Here is a 21,918-nt window from a genome sequence, read left to right as displayed (position 1 = left end):
GCTTGCATCGCCAGCCCGTGCTGGCCTTGCCAGTGCAGGTGCGCGCGATGGCACAGCGGGTGGCGGACGCCGCACACGAACGGGTCAACGACGACACGGTCCGATGCGAATTGCCCGGACTGCTGCAGGCGTTTTCGCTGGCCGGCAGTGCAACACGGCTGCAGGCGGTCTGTGCGCGCATGGAACGCGCACCCGGACAGGCGTGGCCGGTGGAGCGCATCGCCAGTGAGGTTGGGGTCAGCAGCAGCCGGTTGCATGCCGTGTTCCGCCAGGCCTTCGGGCTCAGCCCACAGGCCTGGTTGAGCGCCAGCCGGTTGCGTTGGGCGCGCGGGCAGCTGGCTTCGAGTGATGCGTCCATTGCCGACATCGCCCAGCACGCGGGTTATTCCGAGCAGAGCGCATTGACCCGCGCACTGCGCCGGGAGTGGGGCATGACCCCGGCCGATTACCGCCGTCGCTTCCGGCACTCGCAGTAGTCTGGGTCAAGATGGTCCGCCGCGTGGCACCTACACTGGCGCGGTCTCTTTATTGCCGGGCGCATGGCTGCTGATGAATCGTTCGATGGGTGTGGGTATCGCCAATGGCGTGGCTGCCGGGGCGCTGTGGGGCGTTGTGTTCCTGGCGCCGGCGGTGCTCAGCCATTTCAGCGCCGTGCAGCTGTCGGCCGGGCGCTATCTGGTCTATGGACTGATTGCCGTGGTGCTGCTGGCGCCCCGCTGGCGTGAGCTGCGCGAGCGGATCGGCATGGCCGAATGGCGTGGTCTCATGTGGCTGAGCCTTGCCGGCAACCTGGTGTACTTCGTGCTGCTGGCCCATGCGGTCCAGTGGGCGGGCGGGGCGGCGGCGTCGCTGATCGTCGGGCTGATTCCCGTAGTGGTCACGTTGGCTGGGGTGCGCGAGCAGGGCGCGGTGCCGCTGCGCCAGCTTGCGCCCGCACTGACCCTGTGCCTGTTCGGGGTAGGCCTGGTGGGCTATGAGGCGCTGCAGTCCGAGCATGCGCAGGGCTCGGCCAACCAGCGCCTGCTGGGCCTGCTGTGCGCGTTTGGTGCGCTGTTTTCGTGGGCGCTGTACTCCATCGGCAACAGCCGCTGGCTGGCACGGCGCCCGGACATTTCCGGCCACGACTGGTCCTTGTTGACCGGCGTGGCCACCGGTGCGCTGGCGCTGCTGCTGGTGCCCAGCGCGTTCGTCGTCCCGGGTCCCACGCACGCACCAGTCGACTGGATGTGGTTCTGGGCCATCAGCGCGGGCGTGGCCGTGGTTGCCTCGGTGTTCGGCAACGCCTGCTGGAACCGGGCCAGCCGCAACCTGCCGCTGACCCTGACCGGGCAGATGATCGTGTTCGAGACGCTGTTCGCGCTGCTGTACGGATTCGGCTGGCAGCGGCGCTGGCCGACCTTGATGGAGTTACTGGCGATCGTCTGCCTGGTCTCCGGAGTGCTGTTATGCGCCCATGCGCACCGGCCGCCGCGCGCGGTGGCCGAGCACGCCGGCTGATTCCGTTGCGCGGCCTGGATGGTCACATTCGCAACTTTTTGGCCGACGATGCCTGCTGTTCGTCGCGTTTGAGTTTTTGCGGCGCAACACTTGACAAGCACCCGGTCGGCGTAGTTTTCTTGGTCCATGGTCCTTGCCGCCGCCACCGCCACGCTTCGCTCCACCGCCCTCACCGGCGGCATGCGCAGCGGTGCCCTGGCCACCGGTACCACCACCATTACCACCGTCACCACTCGCCTGGTGCGGCCCGTCGTCTTCGCGTAATTTCCGAAAACAACGGCCCCGCACCAGATCAGGTTGCGGGGGATCTCCTTCAGCCTGATTGACGCGGGGCCTCGAATCGAGGTCAGCATGTCTTCTGTCGCCGCTTCACCCGATGCCCCTGCATCGCCTGCCTCCTCCGCGCCGCTGCGCGCGGCCACCTCGACGGTCGTGCACAAGTTCGGCGGCACCTCCGTGGCTGACGCCGACCGCTATCGCCACGTGGCCCAGCTGCTGCTGGCCCGTGACGAAGCGGTGCAGGTCACCGTTGTATCGGCGATGAAGGGCGTAACCGATGCGCTGATCGCGCTGGCCGGTGCCGCTGCCGACAACGCGCCGCAGTGGCGCGACGACTGGCATGCACTGCGCGCCCGCCATCGCGGTGCCGCCGTTGCGCTGCTGGGCGAGCATGCAGGCGACACGGTGGAATGGCTGGATGCGCGCTTCGACCATCTGGCCGAGGTGCTGGGCGCGCTGGCAGTGATCGGTGAGCTGCCCAGCGAGGTACTGGACCGCGTGCAGGGCCTGGGTGAGGTGTATTCGGCGCATCTGCTGGGCAACTACCTGCGCAGCATCGGCGAGGACTGCGCCGTGCTGGATGCGCGCGAGGTGCTGGTAGTGGACCGTGGCGAACTCGGCGTGGACGTGGACTGGGTGCAGAGCGCGCAGCGTCTGGCGGTGTGGCGTGACGCGCACCCGGCGGCGCGCGTGGTGGCCACCGGGTTCGTGGCCCGCGACCGCCGTGACCGGGTCACCACCCTGGGGCGCAACGGCAGTGACTACTCCGGTGCGATCTTTGCCGCGCTGTTCAACGCCGATGAGCTGCATATCTGGACCGATGTGGACGGGGTGCTTTCGGCCGACCCGCGGGTGGTGCCCGAAGCCGTGCAGCTGGAAGCGCTGAGCTACGACGAGGCCTGCGAACTGGCCTATTTCGGGGCAAAAGTGGTGCACCCGCAGACCATGTCACCCGCCATCGAACGCGGCCTGCCGATCATCATCCGCAATACTTTCCATCCGGACCATCCCGGCACCCGGATCACCGCCGAACGCACCAGTTCCGGCCCGATCAAGGGCCTCACCCTGAGCCCGGAGCTGGCGCTGCTCAATCTGGAAGGCACCGGCCTCATCGGCGTGCCCGGCACGGCCGAGCGCGTGTTCGCCGCGCTGCGCAATGCGCACGTGTCGGTGGTGATGATTTCGCAGGGCTCGTCGGAACATTCCATCTGCTGCGTGGTGCGCCAGGCCGAAGCGCAGCGGGCGCGTGATGCGCTGCTGCAGGCGTTCGCGCACGAACTCAGCCTGGGCCAGGTGCAGCGCGTGCAGCTCACCGACAATGTCAGCGTGCTGGCGGCGGTGGGCGATGGCATGGCCGGGCAGCCAGGCGTGGCCGCGCGGCTGTTCGAATCGCTGGGACGCGCACAGGTGAACATCCTCGCCATCGCGCAGGGCTCCTCCGAACGCAACATCTCGGTGGCGGTGGACAGCCGCCACGCGACCAAGGCGCTGCGCGCGGCGCACGCCGGGTTCTGGCTGTCGCCGCAGACCTTCTCGGTCGGCGTGATTGGCCCTGGCAACGTGGGCGCGGCGTTGCTTGACCAGTTGCTGGTCGCGCAGCCCACCCTGCTGACGCGCGCCAACGTGGACCTTCGCGTGCGTGCGGTGGCATCGCGCAGCCGCATGCACCTGGATGCGCGGGGCGTGCAGGGCGACTGGCGCGCTGCGCTCGCCGGGCAGGCCCAGGCGACAGACCTGGACCAGTTCACCGAGCACCTGCTGTCGGCGCACCTGCCGCACGCCTTGATCGTCGACTGCAGCGGCAGTGCCGATGTCGCCGACCGCTATGCCGGCTGGCTGGCGGCCGGCATCCATGTGGTCACTCCCAACAAGCAGGCCGGCGCCGGCCCGTTGCAGCGCTACCACGCCATCCGCGAGGCGGCCGCTGCCACCGGCGCGCGGTTCCGCTACGAAGCGACAGTCGGCGCGGGGCTGCCGGTGATCACCACGTTGCGCGACCTGGTCAATACCGGTGATGAAGTGCTGGCCGTCGATGGCATCTTCTCCGGTACGCTGGCCTGGCTGTTCAACAAGTACGATGGCCAGGTGCCGTTCTCCGAGCTGGTCGCGCAGGCACGCGGCATGGGCTACACCGAACCGGACCCGCGCGACGATCTGTCCGGCGTGGATGTGGCGCGCAAGCTGGTCATCCTCGCGCGTGAGGCCGGCCGTGAACTGAGCCTGGAACAGGTCAGCGTGGAAAGCCTGGTGCCCGAAGCCCTGCGCCAGGCCAGCGTGGACGACTTCATGAGCGGGCTGGCATCGGTGGACAGCGTGTTCGCCGAACGGCTGGAACAGGCGCGTGCACGCGGTGCGGTGCTGCGTTACGTGGCGCGGCTGTCAGCGGATGCGGCGCAGGTGGGGCTGGTGGAGCTGCCGGTTGGCCATGCGTTTGCCAACCTGCGCCTGACCGACAATGTGGTGCAGTTCACCACGCGTCGCTACTGCGAGAACCCGCTGGTGGTGCAGGGCCCCGGTGCGGGCCCGGAAGTGACCGCTGCGGGCGTGTTTGCCGATGTGCTGCGGGTCGCGGCGGGTGAAGGAGCGCGCCTGTGAATCCAGACGACGTGCTGAAGGCGCGCGCGTTCTCGCCGGCATCGGTGGGCAATGTCGCGGTGGGGTTCGACATCCTCGGCCATGTCATCGCGGGCGTAGGCGACACCGTGACCGTGCGCCGCACTGACGCGCCGGGCGTGCGGATCCTCGCGATCCGTGGCACCACGGTGGATCTGCCGCTGGTGGCGGCCGACAACACCGCAGGGGCGGCGCTGCTGGCGATGATCGATGCGCTTGCGTTGCCGTTCGGCTTTGAACTGGAGATCGACAAGGGCATCGCGCTGGGCTCGGGCATGGGCGGCTCGGCGGCGTCGTGCGTGGCCGCGCTGGTGGCTGCCAATGCGCTGCTGGATACGCCGCTGTCGCGCGAGGCGTTGTATCCGTTCGCGCTGAGCGGTGAGGCGGTGGCCAGTGGCGGCCGGCATGGCGACAACCTCGGACCGATGCTGCTGGGCGGGTTGGTGCTCAGCACGGCGGACCGGCTGGTGAGCATCCCGGTGCCCGCCGGGTGGTACAGCCTGCTGGTGCATCCAGACGCGGTCCTGGAAACACGTCGTGCGCGCGCGGCGCTGCAGGGCAGCTACCACCTGTCCGAATTCGTCACGCAAAGCGCGAACCTGGCGCTGGTGTTGAGCGGCTGCTTCCGCGGAGATGCCGAGCTGGTGCGCGCCGGCCTGCGCGACGTGCTGGTGGAACCGCGTCGCGCCGGCCTCATCGAGGGCTTCGACGCGGCGCGCGACGCTGCGTTGGCGGCCGGTGCACTGGGCGCCAGCATTTCGGGGGCCGGCCCCAGCGTGTTCGCGTGGTTTGACAGCCAAGCGGCGGCGCAGGCCGCGCAACACGCCGTGCAGGCCGCTTTTGCCGTTGCTGGTTTCGACAGCCAGGGCTGGGTATCGCCGTTGAACGCGCCCGGGGCATGCCTGCTGTGAGCGCGCTTTCCACTCTTCTGCCAGGATCTTCCATGCAATTCGTTTCGACCCGTCACGCCGCACCTGCAGCCACCCTGAGTGCGGCCATCGCCGCCGGCCTTGCCCCCGATGGCGGGCTGTATGTTCCGCAGCAGCGCCCCCAGCCTCAGCGCTGGCAGGCGCAGGGCAGCCTGGCGCGCAACGCCGAAGCGGTGCTTGCGCCGTTCTTTGCCGGCGACGCGCTCGCGCCGCACCTGGCCACGTTGTGCGCGGAGGCCTTCAACTTCCCGGCACCGCTGCGTGCGCTGGCCACCCCGGGCGACCACGTGTTGGAGCTGTTCCATGGGCCGACCGCCGCGTTCAAGGATTTCGGCGCGCGTTTCCTTGCGGCCAGCCTGGCCCAGCTCCAGCGTGACCGTGCCCGCCCGCTGACCATCGTGGTGGCCACCTCGGGCGACACCGGCGCGGCCGTCGCGGCGGCGTTCCATCGCCAGCCGGGCATCCGCGTGGTGGTGCTGTATCCCGATGGCCGGGTATCGCCGCGCCAGGCGCACCAGCTGGGCTGCTTCGGCGACAACATCCACGCCCTGCGCGTGGCTGGTTCGTTCGACGACTGCCAAGCGATGGTGAAGCAGGCCCTGAGCGACCGCGAGCTGCAGGCAGAGGTTCCCCTGAGCTCGGCCAACAGCATCAGCCTCGGCCGATGGCTGCCCCAGATGAGCTACTACGCCGACGCGGCGCTGGCCCACCATGAGGCGACCGGCGAGGTACTGAACCTGGTGGTGCCCACCGGCAACCTCGGCAACGCGATGGCAGCGGTACTTGCCCGCGCGATGGGCCTGCCGCTGGGGCAGATCGCACTAGCCACCAATGCCAACGACGTGCTGCCGCGCTTTTTCCACGGCGGTGGATACCGGCCGCTGCACAGCGTAGCCACCCTGGCCAACGCGATGGACGTCGGCGCGCCCAGCAACTTCGAGCGGCTGCGCTGGCTGTATCAAGAAGACGACGATGCACTGCGCGCGGCGTTCCGCGTCGAGGCGGTCGACGATGCGGCGATCCGCGAACTGATCGCCCGGCGCCATGCGGCAGCGGGCGAGGTCTTCTGCCCGCATACCGCCACGGCGGTGAAGCTGCTGGAACACCTGCGCGCCGAAGGCGTGCAGGGCGATTGGGCGGTCGCCGCAACGGCACATCCAGCCAAGTTCGAATCGGTGGTCGAACCGCTGATCGGCCGCACTCTCGAGGTGCCCCCGGCGCTGTCGGCGCTGCTGGAACGCCCGGCACATGCCGAACCGTGCCCGCCGCATTACGCAGCGCTACGCGAATTCCTGCTGCCCTGATGTATCCACATCCCAACCCGGGACGTAACAATTCGTAGGGTCGACCGTTGGTCGACCACCGCGCAACGCGCGGCGCAAGCCACAAAAACCGAGCTGTTGCGGCTGATGCACACCCGTCCGGAGTTTAAAGGTGACCGAAGCCGCCCCTCAGCCCCCGCACAGCACCTGCAACTCAGCCTCATCCAGAATCTCCACGGTGTTCAGGTGGGGCAGGGCAATCAAGCCCTGCTGCCGCAGCTTGGTGAATGTGCGGCTCACCGTTTCCATGGTCAGGCCAAGATGGTCGGCAATGTCGCTGCGCCCCATCGGCAGGATCACCCGCAAGCCATTCCCGCCCAGCCGCGCTTCACGCGCGGCCAGCCGCAGCAGGAAATCAGCCAGCTTTTCGGCGGGCTGCAGGCGGCCCAGCGCCAGCGCGGCATCGGCTGCTTCGTCCAGCGCCTGGCAGGCGCGCTGCAGCAGCTTGCGCTCCAGGTGCGGATAGCGTGCGCGCAGGTCCTTCATCGGGGCCAGGCCCACGCGGCAGACCCGGCTGTCGGCGATGGCTTCGATGTCGTAGCGGTGATGGTCGCTGCCGGTCAGCCCGAGATAATCACCGGGCAGCACGAATCCGCTGACCTGGCGGCGGCCATCTGCCAGGGTGCGGACCAGCCGCAGCGCGCCTTCGGTCAAGGTATAGACATGTTGGCGGGCCTCGCCAGCGCGGACCAGGGTGGCCCCCAGCGGCAGCGGCTGCGACACCGTGACCCGTTCCAGGGCCTGGACTTCATCGGGCGACAGCGCCGAACACACGGCCAGGTGGCGCACCGAGCAGTGCAGGCAGTCACGCAGCGGCGAGCAGCCCGGTGCGGGATCTTCTACAGCGTCAACGGTGGTTCCGGAGTGGGGCCGGGTCATGTCGAACCAGGGAGCGGGGCCCGCCTATGATACGTCATGCGGCCGTTGGCCAAGTTCGACGCGGCCGATGAAGGCCGCGCGGCCCGGCTGCGGCTAGAATATGCAGCTCGCTCTTCCCCCAAGTTCCCCCGCAGGAGTCCCGCAAGTGATCAAGCCCCGTACGCCGCCCGGCATCATGGAACTGCTGCCGCGCGAGCAGATCGCGTTCCAGCGCATGCTGGACGTCATCCGCCGCAATTACGAGCGGTTCGGGTTCCTGCCGGTGGAAACCCCGGTGTTCGAGCTGTCCGACGTGCTGTTGACCAAGTCCGGTGGCGAGACCGAGCGCCAGGTGTATTTCGTGCAGTCGACCGGCGCGCTGGCCAACGCGGCCGAAGCGGGTGACAAGAGCCTGCCGGAGCTGGCGCTGCGCTTCGACCTGACCGTGCCGCTGGCGCGTTACGTGGCCGAGCACGAACACGACCTGACCTTCCCGTTCCGCCGTTACCAGATGCAGCGGGTGTACCGCGGCGAGCGCGCCCAGCGCGGCCGGTTCCGCGAGTTCTACCAGTGCGACATCGACGTGATCGGCAAGGACAGCCTGAGCACGCGCTATGACGCCGAAGTGCTGGCGGTCATCCATGCGGTGTTCGCGGAGCTGCGCATCGGTGATTTCTCGGTCCAGCTGAACAACCGCAAGCTGATGCGCGGTTTCTTCGAAAGCCTGGGCGTGGCCGACGGCGAGCGCCAGATGGCGGTGCTGCGCGAGGTCGACAAGCTCGACAAGCGCGGCCCGGATTACGTGCGCGAAACGCTGACCGGCGAAGGCTTTGCGATCCCGGCCGAACAGGTGGACCGGATCCTGGCGTTCGTGGCGGTGCGCTCGAGCAGCCACGCTGACGCGCTGGCGCAGCTGGACGCGCTGATCGCCGACGGCACTGCCAGCGAGACGCTGAAGCTGGGCGTAGCCGAGCTGCGCGAGGTGCTGCAGCTGGTGAAGGCGCTGGGCGTGCCGGAAACCGCGTACTGCCTGAACTTCTCGATCGCCCGCGGCCTGGATTACTACACCGGCACGGTGTACGAAACCACGCTGACCGACCACCCGCAGATCGGGTCGATCTGTTCGGGCGGCCGTTACGAGGACCTGGCCAGCCACTACAGCAAGTCCAAGCTGCCGGGCGTGGGCATTTCCATCGGCCTGACCCGCCTGTTCTGGCAGCTGCGCGAGGCGGGGCTGATCGCAGGCATCGAAGACAGCAGCGTGCACGCGCTGGTGGCGCTGATGGACGACAACGGGCTGGCCGATTCGCTGGATATCGCCCGTCGCCTGCGCGTGGGCGGGATTAACGCGGAAGTGCAGATGGAGCCGAAGAAGATCGGCAAGCAGTTCCAGTACGCGGCCAAGGCGGGCATCCGCTTCGTGGTGCTGGCCGGTGAAGACGAGCTGGCGCGCGGCGTGGTGGCGGTGAAGGATCTGCTGCGCGAGCAGCAGTTCAACGTTGCCCGCGATGAGCTGGCCAGTGCATTGCAGGTGGAGCTGGAGCAGACGCGCGCGATGGCGTGACGTTCTCTACTGCCTGATGACAACAACGGCACCTTCGGGTGCCGTTGTTGTTTCTGGGTGTCTGATTGCGGGATTTCACTGTGCACCGGGCGTTGCCCGGTGCTTCCATGCATCCAAGCGAACAGCCTGTTTGCACGTGGCCAGGGGTAACAGCGAAAGCGTCTTCGTTTCCGGGTCATGCGTTACCGCATGTGGATGGCTTCCTGGCAGTCGTCTTACGACCGACCCTACCGCTGCGGACGTCATGGATAGCGGCGGCAGGGTTGGTTTCCAGACGTCCGCACCGAACAACTCCACGGCCGGTAACGCATGAAAAACATCGAACCCGGCCTTTGACGTTCCATGGCCACCAACACACCGTCGAGGGTCGGCGGGGGCGGGTATGCGGGACCGTAGAAAACATGGATGTTTTCTACGAGCCCCCATGGACGGGTTCACGGCGTGTCCCGCATACCCGCACCCGCCGGCCCAGCTCGGGCCATGCAAAGGCCACCCGCTGTTCGCGCAGATCCATCGCCAGCCGGACAGCGCCCGGCGACGGACTGCGATGCTCGAACCCCACTGGAACGAAGGCCTGAAACTGAACGCAGTAAGCGGGAAGCTGAAGCCGATTTGGCATCAGCACGCTTTTGCGCTAATGTAACAGCACGCTATTACATTGATACGATGAAAATCCGCCCTGTCCCCCGTGAGAAAGACCCCCAGGCCGACCTGGACAGCTTGGCTGGCGCCTTTGCCGGCCTGTCCAGCGCCGGGCAGGTGACTGCGTTCCTGCGCGACCTGTGCACCCCGGCCGAGTTGGAGGCGCTGTCCGACCGCTGGAAGGTAGTGCCGCTGCTGCGGCAGGGCGTGCCGTATCGCGAAATCCATGAATTGACCGGTGTCAGCGTGACCACCACCGGGCGCGTGGCGCGCTCGCTGGACCATGGCCACGGCGGCTATGCCGCCGCCATTGCCGCGACCGCCACGCCTGCAGCCACCGAATCCGAGTAGAGACCTCCCCCATGAGTGCAACCCAGACCGCCCCGGCACGTGACCGGCTGCGTATTGCCATCCAGAAGAGCGGGCGCCTGGCCGAACCGGCGCGCAGCCTGTTGACCGCCTGCGGGCTGAGCTGGCGGCAGAGCCGCGACAAGCTGTTCTGCTACGGCGAATCGCTGCCGGTGGACCTGCTGCTGGTGCGCGATGACGACATCCCCGGCCTGATCGCCGACGGCGTCTGCGATTTCGGCATCGTCGGCCGCAATGAACTGGACGAGCAGGGCGCCGCGCGCCGCCGCGTCGGCCTGCCCGATGCCTACCAGGCGCTGCGCGGCCTGAACTTCGGCCAGTGCCGGCTGATGCTGGCCGTGCCCGAGGAATGGGACTGGCAGGGCGTGCAGCAGCTGGCCGGCAAGCGCATCGCCACCAGCTACCCCGCGATCCTGGCCGACTGGCTGGCCGAGCGCGGCGTGGATGCCCAGGTGGTGGAGCTGTCCGGTTCAGTGGAAATCGCTCCGCGGCTGGGCACGGCCGACCTGATCTGCGACCTGGTCTCCAGCGGCGCCACCCTGGCCGCCAACCAGCTCAAGCCGGTGGAAACGCTGCTGGAAAGCGAAGCCGTGCTGGCCGGCCCGGTGAAAACCCCTGACGATGCCCGCGCTGGCCTGATGGCCATGCTGCTGCGCCGCCTCGACGGCGTGGTGAAGCTGCAGGACAGCAAGCTGCTGATGTTCCGCGCCGAACTGGACCGCGTGTCTGAACTGGCCCGCCTGTTGCCCGATGCCGACCCGCTGGTGCAGTTGCCCGATGATGGCGGCCACCTGCGTTTGCAGACCATGTGCCACGGCGCATTGACCTGGCAGCGGTTGGAAGAGCTGGAGCGCGCAGGCGCCCAGGGGTTGATGGTATTGAGCGTGGAGCGGTCGCTGGCATGAATCGTCTGCAATGGTCCCAGTTGAGCGACAGCGAACAGGCACAGGCGCTGCAGCGCCCGGTGCAGGCCGTGGCCGCGCGTACCCGCGAATCGGTGGCCGCCCTGATCGCGGCGGTGCGTGATGATGGTGATGCCGCGCTGCGCGAAATCAGCCTGCGTTTCGACGGCGTGGCCCCGGCCTCGTTTGAAGTGAATGATGAGGAGTTTGCCGCCGCCGAGCGTACGGTGCCGGCCGAATTGCGCCAGGCGATGACCGAAGCCGCTGAGCGCATCCGCCTGTTCCACAAGGCCGGCATGAGCCAGGGTTATGCGGTGGAAACTGCGCCGGGCGTGCGCTGCGAACGCATGGTGCGGCCGATTGGCCGCGTCGGCCTGTACGTGCCGGCGGGCAGCGCGCCGCTGCCGTCCACCGCATTGATGCTCGGCGTGCCGGCGCAGCTGGCCGGCTGCCGTGAAGTGGTGCTGTGCACGCCGCCGCGCCGCGATGGCAGCGCCGATCCGGCCGTGCTGGTGGCCGCGCGCCTGACCGGCGTGCACCGCGTGTTCAAACTGGGCGGTGCGCAGGCGATTGCCGCCATGGCCTACGGAACGGCCAGCGTACCTGCCTGCGACAAGCTGTATGGCCCGGGCAACAGCTACGTGACCGAAGCCAAGCAGCAGGTGGCCCAGGATGGCGCGGCGGCGATCGACATGCCGGCCGGCCCTTCCGAAGTCCTGGTGATCGCCGATGCCGGCGCCAACCCCGCCTTCGTCGCCGCCGATCTGCTTTCGCAGGCCGAACACGGCCCCGATTCGCAGGTGCTGCTGCTGACCGATGATGCCGGCATGCTGGCCAGGGTCGAGGCGCAGGTGCAGGCACAGGTGGCGCAGCTCTCGCGCGCCGACATCGCCGCGCAGGCACTGCAGTCCTCGCGCCTGATCCTGGTCGATTCGCTGGTACAGGCCTTCCAGATCAGCAACCGCTACGCCCCCGAGCACCTGATCCTGGCGCTGCGCGAACCGCGCGACTGGCTGGCGCAGGTGGAAGCGGCCGGTTCGGTGTTCCTGGGCGATTACACCCCCGAAGCGCTGGGCGATTACTGCAGCGGCACCAACCACGTGCTGCCCACCGCCGGCGCCGCGCGCGCCTACAGCGGGGTGAGCGTGGCCAGCTTCCAGAACATGATCAGCGTGCAGGCCGCCACCGCACAGGGGATCGCCGCCATCGGCAACTGCGCGCGCGTCCTGGCGCGTGCCGAAGGGCTGGACGCGCACGAGAACGCGGTGGCACTGCGCATGGAGACGGCCGCATGAGCGACGGTACCGTGCTCGACCTGGTGCGCAGCGACCTGCGCGCGTTCGCCGGGTATTCCTCGGCACGCAGCAGCGCGCTGGTGGGTGACGTATGGCTCAACGCCAATGAATCGGCCTGGGCCAATCCTGCCGACGCGCAGGGCATCGCCCGCCGCTACCCCGAACCGCAACCCGAAGCGCTGCGCGCGCGGCTGGCCGCGCTGTACGGCTGCTCCGCCGAGCAGCTGCTGATCGGCCGTGGCAGCGATGAAGCCATCGACCTGCTGGTCCGCGCACTGTGCGAACCCGGCCGCGACGCCGTGCTGGTGACCCCGCCGGTGTTCGGCATGTATGCGGTGTGCGCGCGCCTGCAGAATGCACCGCTGCTGGAAGTGCCGCTGCGGGATGCCGGGGATGCGTTGGAGGCGGATATCGACGCCATCATCGCCGCCGCCCTGGCAGGCAATGCCAAGCTGGTGTTCCTGTGCACGCCGTCGAACCCGGCCGGCAGCACGATCTCGCTGGACGACATCGAACGCGTTGCCCGGGCGCTGCAGGGCAGGGCACTGGTGGTGGTGGATGAGGCCTACGGCGAGTACGCGGAGCAGGCATCGGCCACCAGCCTGCTGGCGCACCGTGACAACGTAGCGGTGCTGCGCACCCTGTCCAAGGCCCACGCCCTGGCCGCCGCCCGGATCGGCAGCCTGATCGCCACCCCTGCGTTGATCCAGACGCTGCGCCGTTGCCAGGCCCCGTACCCGGTGCCCGCGCCATGCACTGCACTGGCCCTGGCCGCGCTGGAACCGGCCGCGCTCGAGGTCACCGCATCGCGCGTGGCCCAGATCAAGGCCGAGCGTGGCCGCCTGGCGGCGGCCCTGCAGCAGGCCCCCGGCGTGGTCCGCGTGTACCCCTCGCAGGGCAACTACCTGCTGGTGCGTTTCAATGACGCCCAGGCCGCGTTCGACGCGCTGCTCGCCGCTGGCGTGGTGGTGCGCGACCAGCGCGCCGCGCCGCAACTGCACGATGCACTGCGCATCACCGTTGGCAGCCCGGAGGAGAACGACCGCGTGCTCCAGGTACTCAGCGCCCGGAGGGCCGCCGCATGACCCCCATCCTGTTCGTCGACCGCGACGGCACCCTGATCGAAGAGCCCGCCGATTTCCAGATCGACGCCTACGAAAAGATCCGCTTCGTGCGCGATGTGATCCCGGCGATGCTGAAGCTGCGCGATGCCGGCTACCAGTTCGTGATCGTCAGCAACCAGGACGGGCTGGGCAGCGAAGGCTACCCGCAGGCGTCCTTCGACGGCCCGAACGACCTGATGCTGCAGATCTTCGCCAGCCAGGGCATCGTGTTCCGTGACGTGTTGATCGATGGCACCTGGCCGCACGACAACGCGCCCACGCGCAAGCCCGGCATCGGCATGATGCTGCCGTACCTGCAGGACCGCAGCATCGACTGGGCGCGCTCGGCCATGGTCGGTGACCGCCCGACCGACATCCAGTTCGCGCAGAACATGAACATCCGTGGCTTCCAGCTGCGCACCGGACAGTTTGGTGGTGAGTGGGACTGGAACGGCATCGCCCATGAACTGGCCGATGCGCCACGCCGCGCCACCGTGCAGCGCAACACCAAGGAAACCCGCATCCGGGTCGAGGTCGACCTGGACCGCACCGCCGAACCGCAGACGCACACCGGACTACCGTTCTTCGACCACATGCTGGAGCAGATCGGCAAGCACGGCGGTTTTGCATTGAGCGTGCAGGCTGAAGGCGACCTGCACATCGACGAGCACCACACCATCGAAGATACCGGGCTGGCGCTGGGCCAGGCCCTGCGCGAAGCACTGGGCGACAAGCGCGGGATCGGCCGCTACGGCTTCACCCTGCCGATGGACGAGACCCTGGCCAGCGCTGCGCTGGACTTCAGCGGCCGCCCGTACTTCGTGTTCGAAGGCGAGTTCAAGCGCGAGCGCGTAGGCGACATGCCGACCGAGCTGGTGCCGCACTTCTTCCGCTCGCTGTGCGATGCCTCGGGCCTGAACCTGCACCTGAGCGTGCGCGGCGACAACGACCACCACAAAGTGGAGGCCTGCTTCAAGGCGCTGGCCCGCGCACTGCGCCAGGCGCTGCCGCGGCAGGGCACGGCGCTGCCCAGCACCAAGGGGGCGCTGTGACCGACGTTGCCCTCATCGATGCCGGCGGCGCCAATCTCGGCTCGGTGCGCTACGCACTGGAGCGACTGGGGGCACGCGTGCAACTGGTGCGCGATGCGGCGGGCCTGCGCGGCGCATCGCGGGTGATCCTGCCCGGCGTGGGCGCGGCGCCGCACGGCATGGCACGCCTGCATGCGCAGGGCCTGGTGCAGCCGCTGCGTGAGCTGCAGGTCCCACTGCTGGGCATCTGCCTGGGCATGCAGCTGCTGTTTGAACACTCCGAAGAGGGCAACGTGGAATGCCTGGGCCTGCTGCCGGGCGTGGTCCGCCACCTGCACCCGGCCACCGGCATCCGCGTCCCGCACATGGGCTGGAACCGGCTGCTGCCGCTGCGCCAGGCGGCGTTGATGGACGGCGTGGCCGACCGCGCCAGCGCCTACTTCGTGCACAGCTATGCCGCCCCCTTGAACGAACACACCGTGGCCGCCTGCGACCACGGCGGCCTGTTCGCGGCAGTGGTGCAGCGCGGCCGCCACAGTGGCGCGCAGTTCCACCCCGAGCGTTCCGCCGCCACCGGCGCGCGGATCCTGCGCAACTTCCTCGAGAACGAACCCGCATGAGTTTCACCGTCTATCCCGCGTTGGACATCCGTGAGGGGCGCGTGGTGCGCCTGCTGCAGGGCGACTACGCCCAGCAGACCACCTACGGCGACGATCCGCTCCCGCGCGCGAAGGCGTTCGCTGCAGCGGGTGCGAGCTGGATGCACCTGGTCGACCTGGACGCCGCGCGCGCCGGCGGCTACACCCTGGCCCCGCTGCTCAGCGCAATTGCCAGCGAAAGTGGCCTGAAGGTGCAGACCGGTGGCGGCATCCGTCGCCGCGACGATGTGGCGCGGCTGCTGGATGCCGGCGCGGCGCGCGTGGTGGTGGGCTCGGTGTCGGTACGCGAGCCGGAGACCGTGATCGGCTGGCTGCAGGCGTTCGGCGCCGACCGCCTGACCATCGCCCTGGACGCGCGCCAGGCCGACGACGGCCGCTGGCTGCTGCCGGTCCATGGCTGGACCGAAACTGCCGACGTGACCCTGGACGTGCTGGCCCAGCGCTACGCGCAGGCCGGCATGCGCCACCTGCTGTGCACCGATATCGCCCGCGACGGCATGCTGTCCGGCCCCAACATCGACCTCTACCGTCATCTCTCCAACCTGCTGCCTGGCGTAGCGGTGCAGGCCTCGGGCGGAGTGCGCAGTGGCGCAGACGTGGCCGACGCAAAGGCCGTCGGCTGCGGCGGGGCGATCCTCGGCAAGGCGCTGCTGGAAGGCCGCATGACCCTGCAGGAGGCGCTGGCATGTTGAGCCGCCGGCTGATTCCGTGCCTGGACGTGCGCGATGGCCGCGTGGTCAAGGGCGTGCGCTTCCGCGATCACGTGGACATGGGCGACATCGCCGAACTGGCGCTGCGCTACCGCGACCAGGGCGCCGACGAGCTGGTGTTCTACGACATCGGCGCCAGCCCGGAAGGGCGCGCGGTGGACGTGGGCTGGATCGAGCGCATCGCGCGGCTGATCGACATTCCATTCTGCGTGGCGGGTGGCATCAGCGACGTGGAGACCGCCCGCCGCGTGCTGTATGCCGGCGCGGACAAGATCTCGATCAACTCGCCGGCGCTGGGCCGCCCCGCGCTGATCGAAGAGCTGGCCGATGCTTTCGGCGTGCAGTGCGTGGTGGTCGGCATCGATTCGGTGCGCGAGCCCGATGGCGAGTGGCGCGTGCGCCGCTTCAGCGGCGACCCGGACAAGACCCAGGCGGTGCCGGTGCGAACCCTGGACTGGCTGGTGGAAGCCCAGCGCCGTGGCGCCGGCGAAATCGTGCTCAACTGCATGGACAGCGACGGCGTGCGCCGCGGCTACGACGTGGCCCAGCTACGCCAGGCGCGGGCGCTGTGCAGCGTGCCGCTGATCGCCTCCGGCGGTGCCGGCGACATGCAGCACTTCGCCGATGTGTTCGACCAGGCCGATGTTGACGGCGCCCTGGCCGCCAGCGTGTTCCACAGTGGCGCCATTGCCATTCCCGCGCTCAAGCAGTTCCTGCGCGAGCAGCAGATCGAGGTTCGTGATGTCTATTGAAGTATTGCCCTCCCGTGATTCGCTGGAACAGCTGGACTGGGCCAAGGGCGATGGGCTGTTGCCGGTGGTGGTGCAGGACGCCGACACGCTCGCGGTGCTGATGCTGGGCTACGCCAACGCCGAATCGCTGGCGCTGACCCTGGAAACCGGGCACATGACCTTCTATAGCCGCAGCAAGCAGCGGCTGTGGACCAAGGGGGAATCGTCCGGCAACGTGCTGGCGGTGGTGGCCGTGCGCGTGGACTGCGACCGCGACACCCTGCTGGTGAGCGCGCGCCCGGCTGGCCCGACCTGCCATACCGGCAGCGAAAGCTGCTTCGCCCAGGCGCCCGGCAATTTCCTCGGTCGCCTCGACGCGCTGGTGCGCGAACGCGAACAGCAGCGCCCGGCCAACAGCTACACCACCACCCTGTTCGAGCAGGGTCTGCGCCGGATCGCGCAGAAGGTGGGCGAAGAGGGCGTGGAAGTCGCGCTTGCCGGTGTGGTGCAGGACGACGGCGCATTGCTTGGCGAATCGGCGGACCTGCTGTTCCACCTCACCGTGCTGCTGCGCGCCCGTGGGCTGTCGCTGCAGGATGCGGTTGGCGTGCTGGTGGCCCGCCACGCCGGATGAGCAGGCGGCATCCCATTTAACGTCGTTGAAACGGGCCACAGGGGATGATGTGCGGCTTTACAATCGCCCACCTCCAACGGAACGCCTCGATGACCCGCACTGCTGCCTGGCTGGCCTGCCTGCTGTTGATGTCCGCACCTGCCTGGGCCAGCGAGGCCACCGTGACCGGCAAGGTCTACCAGGAGCGCGACGGCAAGCCCGGTCGGGGTCCGACCGACCCGGCGCTGGCAGGGGTGCAGGTCTCCAATGGTGAGCAGATCGTGCGCACCGCCGCCGACGGCAGCTACAGCCTGCCGGTGCGCGATGGCCAGACCGTGTTCGTGATCAAGCCCGACGAATTCCGCTTCCCGGCCGCCGCCAACGGCATGCCCAGCTACTGGCGGCACTACGCCCCGCAGGGGTCGCCGCGGCTGAAGTACGACGGCATCGCTGCCACCGGCGGCAATGTGCGCAACTGGGATTTCGCGCTGGAGCCGGTCAAGGACGCCGACGCCGCACGCGCCGGCTTCGAGATGCTGGTGTTCACCGATTCGCAGACCGCCAGCCGCCAGGACGTGGGCTATTACCATCGCGCCATCGTCGAACCGATCATCGGCAAGCATCCGGCGCGGCTGGGCACCACGCTGGGCGACATCGTCAACGACGATCTGTCGCTGTACCCGCAGATCAACAAGGCCACCGCACAGCTGCAGGTGCCGTGGTTCCATGTGCCGGGCAACCACGACCTGGACATGGATGCCGGCGATGACCGCCATTCGCTGGACAGCTGGCGCGCGGTCTATGGCCCGGACACCTACGCGGTGGAGGAGGGCGGCGCCAGCTTCGTGTTCCTGGATGACGTGGTGTATGACCCGACGGCGAAGCCGAAGTACGTCGGCGGCCTGCGCCCGGACCAGTTCACCTTCCTGGCCAACTACCTCAAGAGCGTGCCGCGTGACCGCCTGCTGGTGCTGGGCATGCACATTCCGCTGTTCGATGCCGCGCCGGGCCGCGAGACCTTCCGCCACGCCGACCGCGCGCGCCTGTTCGCCCTGCTCAAGGATTTCCCGAACGTGCTGGTCCTCAGTGGGCACAGCCACACCCAGCAGCACTACTACCACGGTGCGGCCGAAGGCTGGCAGGGCAGCAAGCCGCTGCATGAGTACAACGTGGGCGCGGCCTGCGGTGCGTTCTGGTCAGGCGTGAAAGACAGCAGCGGCATTCCAGATGCCACCATGAGCGACGGCACCCCGAACGGGTACGCAGTGCTCTCGGTGAAGCCGGGTGGCGAGTACGGCCTGCGCTATTACGTGGCGCGCGCGCCGGATGATTACCAGATCGCCCTGCACGCGCCCAAGGTGCTGCGCAAGGGCGCCTACCCGGCCTGGGGCGTGTACGCCAACGTGTTCATGGGCCAGGCCGACACGCTCGTGGAGTATCGCGTCGACGATGGCGCGTGGCAGAGCATGAAGCGGGTGGAGCAGCCGGACCCCCGCCTGGTGGTCGAGAACGTCGCCGACGACACCGCCGAACGCCTGCGCGGTTTCGACCGCTCGCCCGAAGCCACGCCCTCGCCGCACCTCTGGCGCGGCGCGCTGCCGACGGATCTGGCCGCTGGCGCCCACAAAGTGGACGTCCGCGCGGTCCACGCTGACGGCCCCACGGCAACGGCCAGTACCACCTACCGCCTGCAGGTAGCCAACCCGTAACGGTCCAGGGCGCACACCGCAATACGCCCAGGTACGGCAAACCCCGGCTTTGCAAAGCCAACACGATCACCGAAAATCCCGGCAATGACATCGAATCCACCCAAGGCCTGCGCGTGAGCGTTGCAATACCGTTCCCGGACGCGCATCCGGTCCACCCGCGCGCGGGTTCCCAAGGCGACACGTTGATCGTCGCCGATGTCGGAGGTACCTACGCACGCCTCGCCCTGGCCGACGTGGTGCCCGGCGAGGCGCCCCGCATCCGCAACCTGCGTCGTTTTGCCTGCGCCGAGTTCCCCAGCCTGGCGGCCATCCTCGCCGCGTTCCGCGCCTCGCAGCACCTGGCGCCGGCCAGCGCCGTGGTCGCCATTGCCGGGTTGCTGGAAGGCGACCACCTGGTCAACACCAACCTGCCGTGGCCGGTCTCGGTGGCGGACACGCGTCGGGACGCAGGGCTCGCCACGCTGGAACTCATCAATGATTTCGAAGCCGTCGCCTATGCGATTCCGCACGTGGAAGCGGACACCCTGGTGGCGTTGAACGGCGAGCCGGCCGATGGCAACCGCTGGCCCGCCCTGGTGCTGGGCCCGGGCACGGGGCTGGGCGGCGCACTGCGCTTCGAGGCCGGTGCACGCGTGGTGCTGGCCAGCGAAGCCGGCCATGCCGCGCTCGGCGCCGGTACCGCACTGGAACTGCAGGTGCTGCAGCAGATGCTGGGGCGCTGGGACCACGTGGACAACGAACGCATCCTGTCCGGCAGCGGCCTGATGAACCTGTATCCCTGCCTGTGCGGCATTCGTGGGGTGGAACCGCAGTGGACCACGCCGGAAGCCTTGATTGCCGCCGCGCATGCGGGCGACGACGCGCTGGCGGTAGAGACGATGGAGGTGTTCTGCGGTTGGCTGGGCAGCCTGGCCGGGGACCTGGCGGTGACCTTCGGGGCGCGCTCGGTGTACCTGGCCGGCGGCATCTCCAGCCACGTGGCCCGTTTCCTCGACGATGGCCACTTCCGCACCCGTTTCCTGGCCAAGGGCGTGATGCGCCGGGTGCTGGAGCAGGTGCCGGTGTGGCGGGTCGAACATGGCGAGCTGGGCGTGGTGGGCGCGGCCGTATGGCACGCCGAACATCGCTGCGCGGCCGCATAAGCATTTTCCCGGCCCTCCCGGGCTGGTTCACGGCGTTGGGAGAGCAACCAGTGACAGATCGTAGACAGTTCCTACAGGCCGGTGCATTGGCCGCAGGCGTGATGGCGTTTCCGCGCGTGCAGGCCCAGGCCAGCGGGCGCGCGCGGGTGGTGTCCACCTGGGATTTCGGCGTAGGCGCCAACCAGGCCGCGTGGAAGGTGTTGTCCACCGGCGGCAGTGCGTTGGATGCGGTGGAAACCGGAGCGCGCTGGGCGGAAAGCGAACTGTGCAATCCGACCGTGGGGCGCTGCGGCAACCCGGACCGCGACGGGGTGCTGAGCCTGGATGCCAGCATCATGTCCGGCGACGGCCGCTGTGGTTCGGTGGCGGCGCTGAGCGAGATCCTGCACCCGGTATCGGTGGCCCGCAAAGTGATGGAACAGACCCCGCACGTGATGCTGGTAGGCGAGGGTGCCCAGCAGTTCGCGGTGCAGCAGGGCTTCAAGCGCGAAAAGCTGCTCACTCCGGCCGCGGAAAAAGCCTGGCGGGAGTGGTTGAAGACCGCGCAGTACACCCCCGAGATCAACGCCGAACGGCGTACGCGGCCAGGCGACAGCAGCAACCACGACACGCTTGGCATCCTCGCCATGGACACACAGGGCCAGCTGGCCGGCGCCTGCACCACCAGCGGCATGGCGTGGAAGCTGCATGGTCGGGTGGGTGACAGCCCGATCATCGGTGCCGGCCTGTACGTGGATAACGAGGTAGGCGCGGCCACCGCGTCGGGCGTAGGCGAGGAAATGATCCGCAACGCGGCCTCGTTCCTGGTGGTGGAACTGATGCGCCAGGGCCGCTCTCCGGCAGAAGCCTGTCGCGAAGCGATCGCACGGGTGGTACGCAAGCGCCCCGAAGCCAGCAGGACGCTGCAGGTCTGTTTCCTGGCCATGGACCGCAATGGCGAGGTCGGCGCGTACGCGCTGCATCGCGGTTTCGTCTACGCGGTATGCGACAAGGACCGCCAGGACGACCTGCGCGATTCGGCCTCGGTATACACCAGCGAACAGACCTGAGCATGCAGCGGCGCACCCTCGAGATCGCCTCGAACTCCGTTGCATCGGCCCTGGCGGCGCAGCAGGGCGGTGCCGACCGCATCGAGCTGTTCGACAACCTGGCCGAGGGCGGCACCACGCCGTCCCACGGCAGCATCGCGGTGGCGAGGGACCAGCTACGGATTCCGCTGTTCGTGCTGATCCGCCCGCGCCCGGGCGACTTCCGTTACGACGCCCTCGAAACGGACATCATGCTGCGCGATATCGCACAGTGCCGGCAGCTGGGGTGCGACGGGGTGGTGATCGGCGCCCTGGATGCCGACGGCAACATCGACACCGCGCTGTGCCGCGAACTGGTCGCGGCCGCCGGCCCGCTGGGCGTCACCTTCCACCGGGCATTCGACGCTGCGCGCGACCTGCCGACCGCGTTGGAGCAGGTGATCGCGCTGGGCTGCCAGCGGGTGCTGAGTTCCGGTGGCCAGGCCAGCGCGGAAGCGGGTAGCGACATGCTGGCCAGGCTGGTCGCCCAGGCAGGTAATCGCCTTTCCGTAATGGCCGGAGCGGGTATTGGTCCGGGCAATGTCGCGGGCATCGCCACGGCTACCGGATGCCGTGAACTGCACGCCTCTGCAAAGGCGGTCCGCGTCTCGGGCATGCGTTATCGCAATGCCGACCTGCGTGGGCTGGACAACGACTGGACGCAGACGGATGCCAACATCGTGGCTGGGTTGCGCGCTGCGCTGGACGGGCTTTCTTAGAGCAACGGCAACGGCAACGGCAACGGCAGCGTTTCCAGTCCTAAGGGCTGGGAGGCAGTCGGGCAGTCCTTTACGGGACACGCCGTAAACCTGTGGTGGTCAAGTTTTTCTGGACACTCTCAAGGGGCGTTCAGGCCACCTGCGCTTCGTGGAGCGCAGGCGGT

General features: G+C 68.6%; 21 protein-coding genes. 20 read left to right on the top strand and 1 reads right to left on the bottom strand.

Features of this window, described 5'->3' with window-relative positions; all coding sequences use genetic code 11:
• From KVS69_RS15740 to thrC, 6 genes are all read left to right on the top strand, one after another.
• Nucleotides 1–476: AraC family transcriptional regulator (locus KVS69_RS15740; RefSeq protein WP_217538861.1), on the top strand; the 476-nt coding region annotated here is incomplete at its 5' end.
• 73 nt (nt 477–549) lie between these two features.
• Entirely contained in the window at nt 550–1,497 is a 948-nt protein-coding gene (locus KVS69_RS15735; RefSeq protein WP_217538860.1) for a DMT family transporter, read from the top strand.
• Nucleotides 1,498–1,623: 126 nt separating this feature from the next.
• Nucleotides 1,624–1,761, top strand: a complete 138-nt coding sequence (locus tag KVS69_RS15730; RefSeq protein ID WP_217538858.1) for a hypothetical protein — start codon at nt 1,624–1,626, stop codon at nt 1,759–1,761.
• 87 nt (nt 1,762–1,848) lie between these two features.
• Nucleotides 1,849–4,371: a bifunctional aspartate kinase/homoserine dehydrogenase I gene (gene thrA, locus KVS69_RS15725; RefSeq protein ID WP_217538857.1), complete on the top strand. Its 2,523-nt coding sequence runs from the start codon at nt 1,849–1,851 to the stop codon at nt 4,369–4,371.
• A 14-nt stretch (nt 4,372–4,385) separates the two neighbouring features.
• On the top strand, nt 4,386–5,300 hold the full coding sequence (locus KVS69_RS15720) for a homoserine kinase (protein WP_217538863.1): 915 nt from the start codon (nt 4,386–4,388) through the stop codon (nt 5,298–5,300).
• A 32-nt stretch (nt 5,301–5,332) separates the two neighbouring features.
• Nucleotides 5,333–6,622, top strand: a complete 1,290-nt coding sequence (gene thrC / locus KVS69_RS15715; protein WP_217538856.1) for a threonine synthase — start codon at nt 5,333–5,335, stop codon at nt 6,620–6,622.
• Nucleotides 6,623–6,769: 147 nt separating this feature from the next.
• Here the strand turns inward: thrC and KVS69_RS15710 are convergent, their stop codons facing one another.
• Entirely contained in the window at nt 6,770–7,519 is a 750-nt protein-coding gene (locus KVS69_RS15710) for a helix-turn-helix domain-containing protein (RefSeq protein ID WP_217538855.1), read from the bottom strand.
• A 145-nt stretch (nt 7,520–7,664) separates the two neighbouring features.
• On the opposite strand from KVS69_RS15710, the gene hisS reads away from it, so the two are divergent.
• From hisS to KVS69_RS15640, 14 genes are all read left to right on the top strand, one after another.
• The gene (gene hisS, locus KVS69_RS15705; RefSeq protein WP_217538854.1) at nt 7,665–9,062 is read left to right on the top strand and encodes a histidine--tRNA ligase; all 1,398 of its coding nucleotides are present in this window, start codon (nt 7,665–7,667) and stop codon (nt 9,060–9,062) included.
• A gap of 666 nt (nt 9,063–9,728) precedes the next feature.
• On the top strand, nt 9,729–10,055 hold the full coding sequence (locus tag KVS69_RS15700; protein WP_217538853.1) for a YerC/YecD family TrpR-related protein: 327 nt from the start codon (nt 9,729–9,731) through the stop codon (nt 10,053–10,055).
• Nucleotides 10,056–10,066: 11 nt separating this feature from the next.
• Nucleotides 10,067–10,978: an ATP phosphoribosyltransferase gene (hisG, locus tag KVS69_RS15695; protein WP_217538852.1), complete on the top strand. Its 912-nt coding sequence runs from the start codon at nt 10,067–10,069 to the stop codon at nt 10,976–10,978.
• A complete protein-coding gene (gene hisD / locus KVS69_RS15690) occupies nt 10,975–12,270 on the top strand; it encodes a histidinol dehydrogenase (protein ID WP_217538850.1) in 1,296 nt (431 codons plus the stop codon). The genes hisG and hisD overlap by 4 nt, the downstream gene beginning before the upstream one ends.
• Entirely contained in the window at nt 12,267–13,355 is a 1,089-nt protein-coding gene (gene hisC / locus KVS69_RS15685) for a histidinol-phosphate transaminase (protein ID WP_217538848.1), read from the top strand. The genes hisD and hisC overlap by 4 nt, the downstream gene beginning before the upstream one ends.
• The gene (hisB, locus tag KVS69_RS15680) at nt 13,352–14,425 is read left to right on the top strand and encodes a bifunctional histidinol-phosphatase/imidazoleglycerol-phosphate dehydratase HisB (protein WP_068851426.1); all 1,074 of its coding nucleotides are present in this window, start codon (nt 13,352–13,354) and stop codon (nt 14,423–14,425) included. Before hisC ends, hisB begins: the two co-directional genes overlap by 4 nt.
• A complete protein-coding gene (hisH, locus tag KVS69_RS15675; protein WP_093534481.1) occupies nt 14,422–15,024 on the top strand; it encodes an imidazole glycerol phosphate synthase subunit HisH in 603 nt (200 codons plus the stop codon). The genes hisB and hisH overlap by 4 nt, the downstream gene beginning before the upstream one ends.
• Nucleotides 15,021–15,755: a 1-(5-phosphoribosyl)-5-[(5-phosphoribosylamino)methylideneamino]imidazole-4-carboxamide isomerase gene (hisA, locus tag KVS69_RS15670; protein ID WP_217538846.1), complete on the top strand. Its 735-nt coding sequence runs from the start codon at nt 15,021–15,023 to the stop codon at nt 15,753–15,755. Before hisH ends, hisA begins: the two co-directional genes overlap by 4 nt.
• On the top strand, nt 15,749–16,525 hold the full coding sequence (gene hisF / locus KVS69_RS15665) for an imidazole glycerol phosphate synthase subunit HisF (RefSeq protein ID WP_093534485.1): 777 nt from the start codon (nt 15,749–15,751) through the stop codon (nt 16,523–16,525). The genes hisA and hisF overlap by 7 nt, the downstream gene beginning before the upstream one ends.
• Entirely contained in the window at nt 16,515–17,138 is a 624-nt protein-coding gene (hisIE, locus tag KVS69_RS15660) for a bifunctional phosphoribosyl-AMP cyclohydrolase/phosphoribosyl-ATP diphosphatase HisIE (protein ID WP_217538845.1), read from the top strand. Before hisF ends, hisIE begins: the two co-directional genes overlap by 11 nt.
• Nucleotides 17,139–17,227: 89 nt before the next feature.
• Complete coding sequence (locus tag KVS69_RS15655) at nt 17,228–18,826, top strand: calcineurin-like phosphoesterase family protein (protein ID WP_093534489.1); 1,599 nt, start codon at nt 17,228–17,230, stop codon at nt 18,824–18,826.
• 125 nt (nt 18,827–18,951) lie between these two features.
• Nucleotides 18,952–19,968 (top strand): glucokinase, encoded by a 1,017-nt coding sequence (locus KVS69_RS15650; protein WP_217538862.1) that lies wholly within the window; start codon nt 18,952–18,954, stop codon nt 19,966–19,968.
• A 50-nt stretch (nt 19,969–20,018) separates the two neighbouring features.
• Complete coding sequence (locus KVS69_RS15645) at nt 20,019–21,017, top strand: N(4)-(beta-N-acetylglucosaminyl)-L-asparaginase (protein WP_217538844.1); 999 nt, start codon at nt 20,019–20,021, stop codon at nt 21,015–21,017.
• Nucleotides 21,018–21,019: 2 nt separating this feature from the next.
• Complete coding sequence (locus KVS69_RS15640; protein WP_217538843.1) at nt 21,020–21,754, top strand: copper homeostasis protein CutC; 735 nt, start codon at nt 21,020–21,022, stop codon at nt 21,752–21,754.
• Nucleotides 21,755–21,918: the final 164 nt, after the last annotated feature.

This window comes from Stenotrophomonas sp. GbtcB23 (genome assembly GCF_019091045.1).
GTDB classification, from domain to species: domain Bacteria; phylum Pseudomonadota; class Gammaproteobacteria; order Xanthomonadales; family Xanthomonadaceae; genus Stenotrophomonas; species Stenotrophomonas rhizophila_A.
Note: the sequence above shows the minus strand (reverse complement) of the source record. Positions and strands in the feature narration are given on the sequence as shown.